The 15965-nt window shown below is 64.0% G+C and carries 13 protein-coding genes; 6 read left to right on the forward strand and 7 right to left on the reverse strand.

Annotated elements, in window-relative coordinates; translation table 11 throughout:
• Positions 1 to 69 precede the first annotated feature (69 nt).
• From ISS97_RS16025 to ISS97_RS16045, 5 genes are all read left to right on the forward strand, one after another.
• Positions 70 to 1074 carry a sulfate ABC transporter substrate-binding protein gene (locus tag ISS97_RS16025; protein WP_379983611.1) on the forward strand — a complete coding sequence of 335 codons (1005 nt, stop codon included), beginning with the start codon at positions 70 to 72 and terminating at the stop codon, positions 1072 to 1074.
• Between the two features lie 4 nt (positions 1075 to 1078).
• Positions 1079 to 1903 carry a sulfate ABC transporter permease subunit CysT gene (gene cysT, locus ISS97_RS16030; protein ID WP_379983610.1) on the forward strand — a complete coding sequence of 275 codons (825 nt, stop codon included), beginning with the start codon at positions 1079 to 1081 and terminating at the stop codon, positions 1901 to 1903.
• Positions 1903 to 2784, forward strand: a complete 882-nt coding sequence (cysW, locus tag ISS97_RS16035) for a sulfate ABC transporter permease subunit CysW (protein ID WP_379983609.1) — start codon at positions 1903 to 1905, stop codon at positions 2782 to 2784. Before cysT ends, cysW begins: the two co-directional genes overlap by 1 nt.
• 12 nt (positions 2785 to 2796) lie before the next feature.
• Entirely contained in the window at positions 2797 to 3945 is a 1149-nt protein-coding gene (locus tag ISS97_RS16040; protein ID WP_379983608.1) for a sulfate/molybdate ABC transporter ATP-binding protein, read from the forward strand.
• 495 nt (positions 3946 to 4440) lie between these two features.
• A complete protein-coding gene (locus tag ISS97_RS16045; protein ID WP_379983607.1) occupies positions 4441 to 6081 on the forward strand; it encodes an MASE1 domain-containing protein in 1641 nt (546 codons plus the stop codon).
• 16 nt (positions 6082 to 6097) lie between these two features.
• Here the strand turns inward: ISS97_RS16045 and ISS97_RS16050 are convergent, their stop codons facing one another.
• From ISS97_RS16050 to ISS97_RS16080, 7 genes are all read right to left on the reverse strand, one after another.
• A complete protein-coding gene (locus ISS97_RS16050; RefSeq protein ID WP_379983606.1) occupies positions 6098 to 6559 on the reverse strand; it encodes a hypothetical protein in 462 nt (153 codons plus the stop codon).
• A 185-nt stretch (positions 6560 to 6744) separates the two neighbouring features.
• Positions 6745 to 7656, reverse strand: a complete 912-nt coding sequence (locus ISS97_RS16055) for an ion channel (RefSeq protein WP_379983605.1) — start codon at positions 7654 to 7656, stop codon at positions 6745 to 6747.
• Between the two features lie 107 nt (positions 7657 to 7763).
• Positions 7764 to 8291, reverse strand: coding sequence for a hypothetical protein (locus ISS97_RS16060; protein ID WP_379983604.1), 528 nt, complete (start codon positions 8289 to 8291; stop codon positions 7764 to 7766).
• A 72-nt stretch (positions 8292 to 8363) separates the two neighbouring features.
• Positions 8364 to 10763, reverse strand: a complete 2400-nt coding sequence (locus ISS97_RS16065; RefSeq protein WP_379983603.1) for a TonB-dependent siderophore receptor — start codon at positions 10761 to 10763, stop codon at positions 8364 to 8366.
• A 123-nt stretch (positions 10764 to 10886) separates the two neighbouring features.
• Positions 10887 to 11924, reverse strand: coding sequence for a FecR family protein (locus ISS97_RS16070; RefSeq protein WP_379983602.1), 1038 nt, complete (start codon positions 11922 to 11924; stop codon positions 10887 to 10889).
• Positions 11924 to 12469 carry an RNA polymerase sigma factor gene (locus tag ISS97_RS16075; protein WP_379983601.1) on the reverse strand — a complete coding sequence of 182 codons (546 nt, stop codon included), beginning with the start codon at positions 12467 to 12469 and terminating at the stop codon, positions 11924 to 11926. Before ISS97_RS16075 ends, ISS97_RS16070 begins: the two co-directional genes overlap by 1 nt.
• Entirely contained in the window at positions 12457 to 13455 is a 999-nt protein-coding gene (locus tag ISS97_RS16080; protein WP_379983600.1) for a VirK/YbjX family protein, read from the reverse strand. The genes ISS97_RS16075 and ISS97_RS16080 overlap by 13 nt, the downstream gene beginning before the upstream one ends.
• A 309-nt stretch (positions 13456 to 13764) precedes the next feature.
• Here ISS97_RS16080 and fusA point away from each other — a divergent pair, with 309 nt between their 5' ends.
• Positions 13765 to 15930 carry an elongation factor G gene (gene fusA, locus ISS97_RS16085; protein ID WP_379983599.1) on the forward strand — a complete coding sequence of 722 codons (2166 nt, stop codon included), beginning with the start codon at positions 13765 to 13767 and terminating at the stop codon, positions 15928 to 15930.
• Positions 15931 to 15965: the final 35 nt, after the last annotated feature.

Consider the following 15965-nt stretch of genomic DNA (forward strand, 5'->3'; position numbering starts at 1 on the left):
CCCATGCAAGGACATACGGCGCGGCTGCCCAGCGCCTTTCGACACTCTGCCCTGGACTGGAGTACCGCAATGCCTCGATTCCGACTGACCTTGCTGCTTGTACTCGCTGGGCTCTCCTTCGGAGCGGGCGCGCAGGCACAGGATCGTCTGCTCAATGTGTCCTTCGACCCGACCCGCGAGCTGTATAAGGACGCGGACGTCGCCTTTGCCGCCGCGTGGAAGCAGCAGACCGGCAAGGATGTGCGCGTCACCACCTCCAACGGCGGCTCCGGCAAACAATCGCGCGCGGTGCAGGATGGGCTCGAAGCCGACGTGGTCACACTCGCACTGGCCTGGGATATCGACGTGCTGGCCGATCGCGGCCTGCTGGCGAAGGATTGGCAGTCGCGTCTGCCGGATCAGAGCACGCCGTACACCTCCACCGTGGTGTTCCTGGTGCGCAAGGGCAATCCGAAGAAGATTCACGACTGGCAGGACCTGATCCGCGATGGCGTGCAGGTGATTACGCCCAACCCGAAGACTTCGGGCGGCGCCCGCTGGAATTTCCTCGCCGCGTGGGGGTGGGCCTTGCACCAGCCGGGCGGTAATGCGGACAAGGCTCGCGCCTATGTCAGCCAGCTTTACAAGCACGTGCCCGTGCTGGACACCGGTGCGCGCGGCGCCACCAATACCTTTGTGCAACGTGGCATCGGCGATGTGCTGATCGCGTGGGAAAGCGAGGCGCTGCAATCGCAGCAGGAACTGGGCAAGGACAAGTTCGACATTGTGGTGCCGTCGCTGAGCATGGTGGCTGAGCCGCCGGTAGCGGTCGTCGATAAAGTCGTCGACAAGAAAGGCACCCGTCAGTTGGCGGAGGCCTATCTGAAGTATCTGTACTCGCCGCAAGGACAGGAACTGGTTGCGAAGCATTTCTATCGTCCGCGCCTGCCGGCCGTCGCGCAAAAGTACGCAACACAATTTCCGCCGGTGAAAACCTTCACTCTGGCTGAAGCGTTCGGCGACTGGCGCAAGGCACAGGCCACGTATTTCGCCGACGGCGGTGTGTACGACCAGATCAGCGAAGCGGGGCACTGAGCCGATGCGTAATCGCGCCATGCCAGGATTTGGTTTGAGCCTCGGCATTACGCTGGCCTGGCTGGGTGGCATCGTGCTGCTGCCGCTGGCGGCGCTGGCGTGGAAAGCCGGCAGCCTGGGGCCGACGGCGTGGTGGGCGCAGATCGGCACACGCCGTGTGCTGCACGCACTCCAGCTCAGTTTCGGCGGTGCGCTGGTAGCGGCTGCGATCGATGTATTGCTGGGTCTGCTGCTGGCCTGGGTGCTGGTGCGTTATCGCTTTCCGTTTCGCCGCTTGTGCGATGCCCTGGTCGATCTGCCGTTCGCGTTGCCCACGGCAGTGGCCGGTATCGCCCTGACCGCGCTGTATGCGCCGAACGGCTGGATCGGCAGCCTGCTGCAGCCGCTGGGGATACAGGTGGCCTATACCCGTATCGGTGTACTGCTGGCGATGGTCTTTGTCGGTCTGCCGTTCGTCGTGCGCACCTTGCAGCCGGTGATCGAAAGCATGGAGCACGAGGTGGAAGAGGCGGCCCGGACACTTGGCGCCACGCGCTGGCAAAGCTTCCGCCGCGTGCTACTGCCGATGCTCATGCCCACCTTGCTGACAGGTTTTGCGCTGGCCCTGGCGCGCGCGGTGGGCGAATACGGCTCGGTGATCTATATCTCAGGCAATCTACCGATGCGCACGGAAATCGTGCCACTGCTGATCGTGCAGAAGATCGACACCGGCGGCGATACCGGCCCGGCGGCCGTGCTGGGTGCGGTGATGCTTGCGGCTTCGCTATTCGTGCTGATGGCCGTGAGCCTGCTGCAACGCTGGAATCGCCGCTGGACGGAAGTGGGCTGATGGTCGCCGTGATCGCCAGTCATGCCATTCATCGCTCACGCGGATGGGGCGTGTCGTTGGGGCGGGGTGTGTTGATCGTGCTGGCGCTGCTCTCTGTCGCCGGCCTGCTGTTGTTGCCATTGATCGCCGTCTTTGTCGAGGCACTGGGCAAAGGCTGGCAGGTATTCGCCACGGCCATCACCGATCCCGATGCGCGCACCGCTGTGCGCCTGACCCTGACCGTCGCCGCCATTGCCGTGCCGGCGAACATGGTGTTTGGCCTTGCGGCCGCATGGCTGATGACGCATTACGAATTCCGCGGCAAGCAGTTGCTGGGTGCCTTGATCGACCTGCCGTTCTCGGTGTCGCCGGTGGTGGCGGGCCTGGTCTATGTCCTGGTGTACGGCGTGCACGGGTGGTTCGGCGACTGGCTGGATACGCACGGCGTGCGCGTGATCTTCGCGGTACCGGGACTGGTGCTCGCCACGATCTTCGTCGCGTTTCCTTTCGTCGCACGCGAGTTGATACCGCTGATGCAGGCGCAAGGCAACGAAGAGGAGCACGCGGCGCGCACGCTGGGCGCCAGCGGCTGGCAGATCTTTTTCCGCGTCACTTTGCCGAAGGTGCGTTGGGCGCTGCTGTACGGCGTCTTGTTGTGCAACGCGCGCAGCATGGGCGAATTCGGCGCGGTGTCGGTGGTATCGGGTCATTTGCCCGGCCTTACCAACACTCTGCCGCTGCAGGTGGACCAGGTTTATAACGGTGGCAGCGACAGCGCGATCGCCGCGGCATTTGCACTGGCGTCCTTGCTTGCCTTACTGACTTTGCTGACCTTGCTGATCAAGCGGCTGGTCGAATGGCGGCATGGCGGCGAGCTGGCGCATCCGGTACGACGGCATTGAGGCGGTGATCGCATGAGTATTTCCATCCAGGGTCTGACCCGCCGCTACGGTGCTTTCAGTGCGCTGGAAGGCGTGTCGCTCGATATCGCCAAAGGCGAGTTCGTTGCGCTGCTGGGGCCGTCGGGCTCGGGCAAGAGCACGCTGCTGCGCATCCTTGCCGGACTCGACGACCCCGATCAGGGCAGCGTACAGCGCGACGATGAGGATCTGCTGGCGTTGGAGGCGCAACATCGCCGCGTCGGCCTGGTGTTCCAGCACTACGCTTTGTTCGCGCACATGACGGTGAGTGAGAACGTGGCGTTCGGCCTGCGCGTGCGTCCGCGCCGCCAGCGGCCCTCGCGCCGCGAGATCGCCACCCGTGTGCAAGAGCTGTTGCGTCGCGTGCAACTGGAGGACATGGCACGCCGCTATCCGGCTCAACTCTCCGGCGGCCAGCGCCAGCGCGTAGCCCTGGCTCGCGCGCTAGCGGTAGAGCCTTCGCTGCTCCTATTGGACGAGCCGTTCGGCGCGCTGGACGCCCAGGTTCGTGTGACCCTCCGTGGCTGGCTGCGCGAGCTGCAGCGTTCGTTGGGCCTGACCACGCTGCTGGTGACCCACGATCAGGAAGAAGCGCTCGAGTTGGCCGATCGCGTGGTGGTGATGAACCAGGGACGCATTGAACAGATCGGTACGCCGGCGGAGATCTATCGCGAACCGGCGACGCCATTTGTCTACGGTTTTATCGGCCGTGCCAATCGTTTCGACGGACGCATCGAAAGCAGCCGCCTATGGCTGGGCACCCATGCTGTGCCGGGTGAACTGCCGGCCACCTGGGCACCCGGCGCAGTCAGTGTCTGGTTGCGGCCCGAACACGTCACCCTCGCGCCGCGCAGCGGCACCGGCTGGGCGGGGCAGGTGGTGCGACTGGTCCAGGCCGGCAGCGCGGTGCGCGCAAGCCTGCAGCTGCAAGGCTGCGAGGGCATCGAAGTCGAAGCGGAGTGGAGCGCCGATGACGTGGAGCGTCGCGCTCTGGTCAGTGGCTCGGCGGTGGCGGTGCAACTGCGCGAGCTGACGTTGTTTCATGCTGGCGGACTGCGTCATGTCTTCCATCCGCGCCAGGACGATGGCGGCGCGAACGGTGGCGCGGTGGACATCGGCCCCTGGCTGCATCGCCGGGGCTGAGCCTTCCTTCTACGTTTCCTGCGATGGGTTTCGCCCACCTTTTCGTTGAGGGCTCCCTCGCACTTTCGACGTGAAGGGCCCCTTCACGTAGTGGCTTTACGGCCTAGCCGCCCGGCCGCCTATACCGCCATGGCTTGTTTGGCACGCTTCTTTCATGCCCTTACACATCCAACAATAGGTATAGACCGCTAACGTTGGTCATGTTGCCGTGGCAGAATGGCACCCTGATCGACCAGCCATCCGGCCCCGCGAACGCTCCGCGGGTATAGCGCCTCGGGCCTGGCGTGATGCGCATCACATATTTCGATGCGCACCCCCCTCAAACCCGATCCACTGGCGTAGCGCACAGGGTCATTCCGTTCGATCATTTGCAGGTCCGGGACGTCGGGGAGGCGCCCCACGCTAGGGCAAGGTCCAATCATGCCGCGAGCTGATTGCCGCGGCAGGCTACGAGGGATGACGGTTACGACGGGGAGGGACGCTATGCGAGACGGAATGGCTCGGTTCGGATGGGTCCGCTACTTGCTGGTGGCGCTGGCTTATGCCGCCTGTTACGTCATGCTTCGCAGCGTGTCGGTCTCCAACTGGAATCTGCCGGCCAGCCTCCGGCTCGCCTGCCTGTTGTTGCTGCCTTATCGCTACTGGCCGGCGCTGATGCTGGGCGAGGCCATGCCTGTCGGCTATCAGGCCTGGACCCTGCACGAACAGTATGGCCTGGCATGGGCGACATTCGCCGCGTTTCCGCCGATCGTGCTGTGCGCACCGGTGGTGGCGTGGTTCCGGCGGAGTACCCGCATCCTGCAAATCGACGGTCGCGTCGATCTCGCGCTGCTGCTCGCTTCCGCGTTGGTCTGCGCGGTGCTGACGGCGATGGGCAACAGCCTAGCGCTGACCTCGGTGCAATTGCCCCATGGTGCGCCGGCACCAACGTTGACCGTGCAGATCGTGTTCGGCTATTTCCTCGGCAACTATCTCGGTGCGCTCACGCTGACGCCCGTGGTGTTCGCTATGCGCGGCTGGCTGGGCGGCGGGTTTGCCTGGTCAAAGGTGTTGCGCAACGATTTCCTGCGCGACGTCGCGGTGGGTCTGCTGCCGGCGCTGGCCGTACTGGTCTGGCTCGGCTCCATCGGCACGTCCGACACCATGCAGGTGTGCCGCATCTTCATGTTCCTGCCGGTGGCCTGGCTGGCCTGGCGCCATGGTTGGCAGGGCGCGGCCATCGGCGGCGGCATCGCCAGCTGCGTAGTGGCGTTTACCTCGGCCGTGCTGCGCGATCCCTCAGTGATCCAGGCGCAGGCCATCATCGCCTTCGCTATTACCACGCTGCTGATGTTTGGTTCGCGCATCACGTTGCCGGCGCTGCAGGGCGAGGAAAGGCGCGAGCGCGTCGACCGCGAGCATGGCCTGCTGCTTGCCCAGCAGGGGCTGTATCAGGAAGAGCTGCGCATGCGGAATGCCGCCGAAGCGCTGGAGCACGTCAGCCAGTCGGTGCGCGACATGCAGAATCGCCTGCTGGAAAGGCTGCGCGTGGTGTTGCCGGCCAATGAGGAGCGTGCCTATTCACGCCAGGCCGCGCTGGCCCAGCACGAGATGCATCGCCTCACCAATGCGCTGTATCCGCGGGTATGGCGCGAGCGTGGCGAACCGTCGCCGCTACAGGAAGGCCCGGTTGCCCTGGCCGCCGCGGCCGTGGGCGCTACTTATCAATGCGCACTGATGGGCCAGGATCTGGATCATCTTGCTTCCGATGTGCACATGGCGCTTTATCGCCTCGCTGCCGAATCGCTGGTCTACGCGCTGAGCCGTCAACCGACGCGGCACGTGGATCTGGTGGTTCGCGGCGGTCATAGCCAGGGCCATCGCTGGGTCGTGATGCGCATGGATTGCCACCGCGCGGCAGCGTCCGATGGCGGTACGCGACTGGCGCAAGAGCAGTGGAAGAAGGCGATGTCGTTGCTCGGCACCAGCGGGCAGGGCATCGACACCATTCGCGAGCGCGCTCAGATCTACGGCGGCGGTGCCCATGTGCGCGAAAGTGCCAGTGGGCTGCGCATCACTATCCTGCTGCATGATGCGCTACGTGCCACTCGCCACACGGCGGGTGGCCCGGAACAACCCCGGGCCACCGCACACTGAGCTGGCGTTCGCTGGCTCAGTTCACGCGCGAACTGCATTCAACCGGATCCTGACACGTCGCGGCAGCGGTGCGGATCTGCAGTGTGCCCGTGCTCTGTGGTGCCACTTGCACCTGCACAGCGTCGTCGCGATACACCGTTTCGCCAGCTTCATTTGCCGCAGGCGGTTGTGGATCCTGCGGCGTGGCGACGCGTGCTGCGTCCGCGCCGATCGGCAGCACGAGATAGTTGCCGCTCGAGGTCGCGAAAGCGCCGCGCACGTTGCCGTTGAGATCGTTGATCTGGATGTAGCGAACGCCGTTGCGCTCGAATACATACACATGCCAGCGTGGGCTCGAGCTCACATCCTGGGCATTCGGCCATGACTGACCGAGGCCTGCCGTGTTGTCAGCCGCCATGGCTGTCGTGGAAAACGCTACGCCGGCCAGCAGCGCGACGGTCGCCAGCTTCTTCAAACCCTGTGTCGTTAGATGACGCATAAATTGTCCCCTTGTAAGCCATCCGGTTTGGGCAAGATGCCGTAAGCCGGCATCTCATTACAACCCGCGCCATAGCGCGGTGACGCTGTAGGTCATGTGCGCTTACGGTCCTCGTGCCGCAAGTGCTCAAGTGTGAACTGCGTCAAATTATGGATGACCCGACTTGGATACTGGGGTCAGCGCGTTCAAGGCGTCACGCGCTCCTCACCTTCTACCGGCAGCACCTCATGAAACACGCCATAGTCGATATGGCTCATGCCATCCTCACCGTCGTGCACCAGATCCAGGTAGCGGTGATTCCAGCGCAGTTGGCGATGGCTCCACTGACGCCGGGCCAGCATCGGTTGCGAGGTGGTTTCGTCGACGCCCTCGATGGTCAGCATGATCAGCGCTTCGGTGCTCTCCAGCGTGTCGGGCGTAGCGTCGTAGAGCGGGCTGGTTTCGTCGATGACATGCATCAGGCTCCAGCTCAGCGAGAACACCGGATGATGGTCGCGCATCAGCTTCAGGTCGTAGATGCGACGCAGCCGGAAGCCTTCGGGCGACACTTCGCGCAACAGCAGATACAGCGTGGCCGAGGCTTCGGCGATCACGTTCTGGCGGATGTTGGCCGCGCGGATCATCAGGGTTTGCTGGCCGTTGATGCTGCGGATCACCGGATGATCCGCGAACAGCATTTTGGCGCGTGGCCGCGAGAAGCGCGAAAAGATCAGGCCGGTGACCAACGCGATGCAACCCATGCCGGTGAAGATCTCCGCCGTCGCGATGCAATGCGCATACACGGTCTGCGGATGCATATCGCCATAACCCACGGTGGCCAGGGTCTCCACGCTGAAGAAAAAAGCCCCGCTGAAGCTCTTGGGAAACTGGTTGGCGATAGCGTTGTCGCCGAGTTGATAGAGCAAGGCGAAGAACGCGTTGAGCAGCAGAAAGATGGTCGCGGCCAGACCAAAGAAAACCGGCCAGCGGATGGTCAGCGCATAGTGATAGATGTCGTCCCAGAACCGTCGCGTAAGTCCATGGCTGACGTATTGACGGCCGCCGATTTCCATCGTGCGCGGCTTGCGCTGAAACAGGGTGGAGCGCTTGGGTTCCATGACACGGTCATCGCGATGGGGAAGACGGCGACTTCAATACCACGTCGCCGCGCCTGTCCCAAAGCGGTGCGTTTCACCGAGCCTCCCTGGTTGCTCCCCTCGTACCGCTAGATCGCCGTCGCCCGCGACCAGTCACCCGTCCGGAACATCAGCGAAATCGGCTGATAGGCGTTTCTGGACAGCAAGGTAAAGGCGCTCTCCGGCGAGAGCTGCAGATAGAGCGATGTGGCGACAGTGCGGGGCATGGCCGGGTTCGTGCGTACCCGTCGCGTATAGGCCCGCAGATCGGCATGCTGGAAGCGCTCGTCGAAATCGGACGCATCCATCAACGCCTGCAGCCGGCGGAAGTTGGGAATGTCGGCGGGTTCGATGCGCCAATAACTCGGCCGATGGCGGAACGACCAGATCGTGCGGTTGGAGAAAGCGGGGGTGAGGTTGATAAAGAAATTTTCGGAATGCGCCTGGGATGACCTCGGCTGCAGCTCGATGGTGAGGCAGGCGTGCTTGATCAGCACGTCCTTGGTAGTGAGAACGCCGATACGTAAGCCGTAAGGATCGGCGCTGCAAAAATCGCAGCGATGCATGTGGCGGGTGTTCCGCGCGAAGAATTTCAGGTCGATGGTCGGGACGTTCAAGGCAGGGCGCTCGTCGGGGCTATCCCTGACTAGACGTCCATAGCCGGCAGAAATGAAACCGCCGGCGGGTGGTCAGAAGTTATAGGTGCCGCTGAGCAGAAAGCTGCGCCGGCGCTGCAGCGGCACGAAGCTCTCGTTGAAATTCACGCCATGCAGGCGGCGGTCGAACAGGTTCCTCACGCCGAGCGTCAGGCTCCAATCCCTGGCCTGGTACGAGAGGCTGGCGTCCACACTGGCCTGGCCGGGGATGTTGAAGTAATCGCCGGTGTTCCAGTTCATGCCCAGGCTGCGGCTGCGCGCGGTGACGCCGCCGGCCACGCCCCAGCCTTGCCATGCGCCGGAGAGCACGCGGTAACTGGCCCACAGGCTCAGGCGCTGATGCGGCGCACCGGTAGCCAGGGTGCCGTCGCGGTTGCGAATGCGCGCGTCGGTGTAGTTGGCGGTGATGTCGGTCCCCGGTGCCACCTGGCCAGTGAATTCGACTTCCACGCCTTTGTTGATCTGGCCGGGGCCGGGAATGGCGAAATAGGGTGGGTCTGACGTCACTACGTCGGTGCTGCGGTCGAGCGTGATGCGGTAGACCGCGGCGGCCAGGCGCGCGCGGCCCTGGAACAGGTTGAGCTTGGCGCCAAACTCGGTCTGGCGCGACGAAGCCGGACGCAACGGCTTACCGTTCTTGCCCAGCAAGGTGTCCGGCTGGAAGCCCGAGGCAAGGCTGCCGTAGAGCGAAACGTCCGGCGTCAGCTTGTACACCACGCCGGCATTGGGTACCCAGCGCGCCTTGCGCAGGTTCTGCGGGTTACCGTCGGCATCTTCGGTATTGAGCTGATACGACGAGCGCCGCACAGCCAGCAGCACATTCCAGTGATCGCCGATGGCGATCTGGTCCTGCAGGAACCAGCCGCTGTCGGTCGTCCACGGGTTGGAGGAGTCGGACGTGCCGCTGCTCGTGTCGAGCACGGACTGCACTGACGGCAATCGCGCACTGGAAAAGATGTTGTAAGGCGTGCCGGCAACCTGGAAGAAATCGGTGCTACTGCCGATCTTGGTGCGCGAGTAGTCGAAACCGATGACTACGGTGTGTTCGATCATGCCGTGCGAAAACACGCCGGTAAGGTCGTTTTGCAGCGTGTAATAGTCGTCCGAATAGCGATAGCTCTGCGCGATGGCGGTGATGTCGCCTGAAGGCATCGGCGAATCGAAGATCCAGCCCTGGATCCGCTTGGACTGGTGCGCATACTGGCCGCGGCTGCGCCACGTCCATCCCGCGCCAAAGCGATGCTCCAGCGAATACGTGAAGCGGTTGGTGCGCAGCATGGAGTGATCGCGCGGGTTGCCCAGCAACAGTCCGTCCGGCGAAGCACTGGCAAGGCTGTCACCCAGCAACACGCTGTAATCGGGCACCGGCAGGCGGTGGGCAATGTATTGCAGGCCCGCGATAAAACGGGTGCTGTCGTTCTGCCAGCCGATGGACGGGGCGAAGTAGGCGCGGCGGTCGCCGTGGTAACCCTGGTCGGTGCGGTCGGCATATTCGCCGGAAAGCACCATGCGGTAGCTCAGGCTCGGGCTCAGCGGGCCGGCCAGGTCGAGGCCGGTCTGGGTGTCGCCATGCGGCCCCAGTGCAAAGCTCAACTGCCGCAGCGGGCGGCTCTGCGGTTTCTTCATCACCACGTTGATCAGGCCGCCGAAATTGTTGTCGACGGAGAGATCGCCAAGGATCGACTCCGGTCCCTTCAGCACTTCGATGCGTTCCACGGCAATCAGCGGCGGGAAATCGCCCAGCCCCGACACGCTGTTGGGCATGCCGTCGGTCATGCCATTGCCGGTATAGAAGCCGCGGATCTGAAACAGCGGCACGCCGTCGTTGCCTTCGATGCCTTGCACGCCGGCAACATTGCGTACCGCATCGGCCACCGAGCGCAGCTGCTGCGAATCGATCAGGTCGCGCGTAACGACGCTCACCGATTGCGGTACGTCGGCCAGCGACGAGATGGTGCGCGTGGCGCTGTCGCTTATGTCGACCATGTAGCCTTCATCGTTGCCCAGCAATCCCATCGAACGCACGGTGGCGAGCAGCTTGGCGTCGCCCATGTCGGCCTTCAGTGCGGCGACGGTCTCGGGGCGAGGCGTCGGCGGACGCACTACCCAGCGCGGGCGCACCACCACGGTGCCGGCGTCGATGAATTCATAGTCCAGATCGGTGCCTTGCAGCAGCCGGGCCAGTGCGGCATCCACTGTCAGCGCGCCGCTGACGCCTTCCGAACGCAGGTTCGCGCTAGTGCAGCCAGCGGTCAGCAGCTGGACATTCGCCTGCTTGCCGAACGCGATCAGGGCCGAGGGCAGGGCTTGCGCTGGAATTGCGAAGGTCTTGCGCAACGTTGTGGCAGCCGGGCGCGAAGCATCCGTGGCACCCAGGGCGACCGAGGACAGCGAAAGACAGCCGCAGATGACCAGCGCGACCCCACGGCTCATAGCATGCACATTGCCCAGGCGAAAAATCTGATTTTTGCATGGGGCTGCAACGAATGTCAGTGCTATGAGGTTGGTGACCCGGTGCGGCTTTACGCACCGGTCACCGTCAGGGTTACCCGAAACTTACGGCGAGGCCTTGCCCTGCGCGCGCGACAGCACGATCTGTTCCTGCGTGGCCTTCACCTGGACGGGGAAGACTTTCGGCAAGGCGCTCACCCAGCTATCGATGGCGTCGGTCTTGATGCTGCCGGTGAAAGTGAGGGTTTCCAGGCTGCTGTCGGCGATGCGTAGCGGGCGCGGGCTATAGCGGTTGATGTTGGCCACCACCACGTCAAGCGGTTCGTTGATGAACTCCAGGCGATCGTCGCGCCAGGCCGCGGTCTGCTCCGGGGCGATGTCGCCGAGGCGCATGGCCGCCGTGGCCGGATCGAAAAAGATGCGCTGGCCGGCACCGGCCTCCAGCGCCCTGGAACCAAGGTGCGTGGACGACTTGTCGCTGACCTGCACACGCCCCTGGCTGACCGCCACGCTCACATGTTGCCCCGTGCGGCGCACGTCGAACGCGGTGCCGATATCGCGGATCGCCAGCGTACCGGCCGTTACCACGAAGGGACGCGCATCGGGCTCGATCTGGAAGAAGGCTTCGCCGTCGCTCAATTCGACCCGCCGCTCCTTATGGCTGAAATCGGCCGTGAGGCGGGAGGCGCCGCCCAGGGTCACCTTGGTGCCGTCGGGCAGGGTGATCTCTTCCTTCTGTGCCACCGCGCTGACATAGACCTTGTTGCTTTGCTCGCCCCCGTAACGCAGGGTCCAGGCCACGTAGCCCGCCAGTGCCATCAAAGCCACCGACGCCGCGGCCGTCATGGCCACCACGGCAAGTGGCCATCGGAACCGACGGCGCGGGGCCGGAACGGGGCGTGCGAACTCGTTGACGAAGCGCTGCCGGGTCAGCTCATCCAGGTTGCCAAGCCGCATGCCGAGTGCGGTGACATGCTCGAAGGCCTCCATATGCCGTGGGTCCAGCTGTGTCCATTCCAGCCACTGTTCGGTGAGGTCGTCGCTGACGCTGTCGGTGTTGTCGCCGGCATCGCGCAAGCGCGTCCACCAGTCGGCCGCGGCCAACAGGGTCTTGTCATCAAGAGGAATCGGTGTTTCGGCCATTACGGCATCTCCAGGTCGCCAACCCGCGCGCGGCAATAAGCCAGCGCATGGGTGACGTGGTAGCGCACCATGCGCTCACTCAGTTTCATGGTCTGCGCGACCACGGCGAAATCGCGTCCTTCAATCACATGCATGACAAACGCCTGATGGGTCTTTTCCGGCAGTTCGCGCAATGCCTCGCGGATACCGCGCCACTGCTCGGCGGCGGATGCATGGCGCTCGGGTATGGGGGCGCCGTGCCAGATGTCTTCCGGCGGATGTTCCAGCGCGGCATCGTTGCGCACCTTGTGCATGCGCAGCCGATCCACCGCCAGGTTGGAGGCGATGCGAAACAGATAGGCGCGCAGCGAGCTGATCTGCTCCGGGCGGTCCAGGGTCAGCATGCGCATGAAGGTTTCCTGCGCGACCTCCTGAGCGTCATGCGCCGAATTGAGCTTGCATTGCAGGAAGGCGATCAGTGCGCGATTGTGCTCGCGGAACAGCTCGGCCACCTGCGCGGCGTACCCCGGCGCGGCGTCGTTGGCGGTTTTTTCTAGCTTATCCACAGCGCTTCCGGACGGCTGTTGTTGAACGACCGGGGGGAGATCGGGCCCTGCGCCAAAGCATACGCGCTGTGCCTGGCAGGGGCCTGGCCGAGTGCATCGATGAGCAAGCGCTCGGCCTCGGTGCGCAGCGCTTCGCGGCGGCGGAAAGCCGCGCGGTGCTGGCTCGGCACGTCGGCTTCGGCCTTGCGTCCGAGTAAAGCAGGCAGTTGGTGCCAGCCATGCCGTACAGGCGTGCCTTTCTGTTCCTGCCAGAACGCATCGTAGTCGGCCTCAAACTTGCGGCCGTTGCGGCGCAGCGGGTGCGCTGCGTTGCTGACTGCGTGGATCCGCTCGATGCCGTAGTACCGCGCGAACGCGTAAGCCAGATAAAGCAGCAATTGCTTGGGACGCAGGCCATGCAGCTGGCGGGTCAGTTCGCGCACGATCTCCCGGCTGTTTTCGCCGTCCGGTCCCTGGATGCAACCGATGGCAAGGGTAGGGCGCTTGTCGATCACCGTCATGATCAGGCGATAGACCGGCCTGTCGTCGGCCAGGCTGAGCTGGATGCACAGCTCGCCCTCGCAACCCATGGCGATGGGTGGGCACAGAGCGATCTTCAGCGGACTGCCATCTTTCATGCGGAGATCGCCGAGCGGCGCATGGCCGCGCACGTAGATCGCCTGGAACAGCGTCCGGGGCAGCGCCGCCAGCGTGAACAGGTAATGCTGGCGGAGACTGCGCAGGCGTTCGCGCCGGCTCCACGTCAGATTGATATAGCGATGAAAATGCCGTTCGAGCAAACGCGCGTCGCGTCCCTGGTAGGCGCGCATGTCTGCGTTGCCGTAGATGAAGTCGAGGTGCCGCATATGCATCAGCGGCATACAGAGCGTGCGCATCACATATTTCACCGCCGTCAGCCGGCGATCCAGCCGCACGCCCAGCCAGTCCGGCCGGCGACGCAGCGAACGCACATAGTTGGTCGCGGTGCTCACGGGGCGCCATGACATGAAAGGGCTGAACCTCTCAGTGGCGGCCTCCCGCAGGGCAGCCATGAAGGTCGGGGCCGTGTCGATGGCTCCGATGCCGGGGCCGTGGTCGGGCTTGTTCAAGGGGGCGACGCTCGTCTGGGACTATGACCTTCAAGACGTGCGTGGGCCCAAAAATTGAAATGGCCGCGGTAAGAGCCTGTTTCTGGGCTGTACTTCGCGGCCCGGCAGGCTTGCGCCGCGCTTTCAGCGTGACGGCACCAGCTGCGGCGGGGCAGGGATCGGCGTAAAGTGGCGCGTTCACTCCCGCACCCATCGGAGCCGGCAACAATGGCACGTCAGAAACCGCTTCCGCTTTACCGCAATATCGGCATCATCGCGCACATCGATGCAGGCAAGACCACGACCACCGAGCGCGTCCTGTACTACACCGGCAAGAAGCACCAGATTGTCGACGTGCACGACACCAAGGACGGCAAAGGCTCCACCACCACCGATTACCTGGAGCAGGAGCGGAAGCGTGGCATCACCATTCAGTCGGCCGCCGTGTCGACCGAGTGGAAGGGGCACCAGATCAATGTGATCGACACCCCCGGACACGTTGACTTCACCATCGAGGTCAACCGCAGCCTGCGCGTGCTCGACGGCGCCGTGGTGGTGTTCGACGGCGTCGCCGGCGTGGAGCCGCAGACCGAGACCAACTGGCGCCTGGCCGACCAGTACAACGTGCCGCGCCTGTGCTACGTCAACAAGATGGACCGCATCGGTGCGAACTTCGCGCATTGCGTGAAGGGCATCCGCGAGCGCCTGGGCGCCAACGCGCTGTTGTGTCAGGTGCCGCTGGGCAGCCACGACGAATTCGTCGGCATGGCCGACCTGGTGGCCGGCGTCGGCTATATCTGGCAGGGCGACGACAAGGACAGCCCGTGGGAAACCGTGCCGCTGGACCAGATCGCCGCCCATCCCAAGACCCAGTTCTCCGCCGTCGCCGATCGCGAATGGGTCGCCAACCTGTCCAAGCTGCGCGACGAGACCATCGAGCGTGCACTGGAGATGGATGACGCCGCGTTCGACAAGCTGCTTCATGCCGGCGATGTCGAAACGTTCGTCAACAGCAGTGATTTCAGCCTCGACCTGCTGAAGCGGTGCATCCGCAAGGGCTGCGTATCCGGCAAGCTGGTGCCGGTGTTCTGCGGCTCGTCCTACCGCAACAAGGGTGTGCAGCAGTTGCTGGACGCCGTGATCGACTACATGCCTTATCCGGGCGAGAACGGCGGCATCGCGCTGGTGGACGAGGACGGCCACGTGACCGGCGAGCAGGGCGTGGTGGATGAAGCGCCGGCGCGCGTGCTGGCCTTCAAGGTGATCAACGACCAGTTCGGCACGCTGACGTTCTGTCGCATCTATTCCGGCGTGATCAAGAAGGGTGATACCTTGCTCAATGTCACGCGCGGCAAGAAGGAGCGCGTGGGCCGCATTGTGGAAGTGCAGGCCAATGCCACCAAGGAAATCGACGAAGTGCGCGCCGGCGACATCTGCGCCTTCGTGTCGCTGAAGGAAACCGAGACCGGCGATTCGCTGACCGATCCGGCGCACCCCGTGCTGCTGGAGCGCATGCGCTTCCCCGATCCGGTGATCAGCGTGTCGGTCGAGCCGAAGAACCGCAATGACATCGACAAGCTTTCTACCGCGCTCTACAAGATGGCGAAGGCCGATCCGTCGCTGAAGCTGGAAGTGGACAAGGAAACCGGGGAGACCGTGCTCAAGGGCATGGGTGAATTGCACCTGGAGATCACCATCGACCGCATGCGCACCGAGCTGGGCGTGGACGCCAGCATGGGCAAGCCGCGCGTGAGCTTCCGCGAAGCGTTCGGCAAGACGGTGGAACATACCTACACCCATAAGAAGCAGTCCGGTGGTTCGGGCCAGTTCGCGGAAGTGAAGATCATCTTCGAGCCGGGTGAGCCGGGCAGCGGCGTGGTGTTCTCCGACGAAGTCGTCGGCGGCCGCGTGCCGCGCGAGTACATTCCGGCCGTGGAACACGCCGTGATGGTGGAGGCGCGCGAAGGCCAGATCGCGGGCTACGAAGTGCTCGACTTCAAGGCGCGGTTGGTGGACGGCAAATTCCATGACGTCGATTCGTCCGCACTCGCCTTCGAAATCGCCGGCCGCGCGTGCTTCCGCGAGGCGCAAAAGCTGTCCAATCCCAAGCTGCTGGAACCGGTCATGAAGCTGGAGGTGGTCACCGAAGCCGATTATCTCGGCGACGTGATCGGCGACATCAACCGCCGTCGCGGTTCGATCAGCGACCAGGGTCAGCGCGGTACCAACGCCTTCGTGCAGGGCTTCGTGCCGCTGGCGGAGATGTTCGGCTACATCAACTTCCTGCGTTCGGCGACCAGTGGCCGCGGCACCTTCACCATGGAGTTCGACCACTACGAAGAAGTGCCGGCCAGCATGGTGGCTAAGTTGATGGAGAAAGAGGGCAGCAAGTAAACAGGCGAGCCCTGCAGCGCCGGCAGCCCGCAAGG

Source organism: Dyella koreensis (assembly GCF_044904565.1).
GTDB classification, from domain to species: Bacteria; Pseudomonadota; Gammaproteobacteria; order Xanthomonadales; family Rhodanobacteraceae; genus Dyella_D; species Dyella_D koreensis.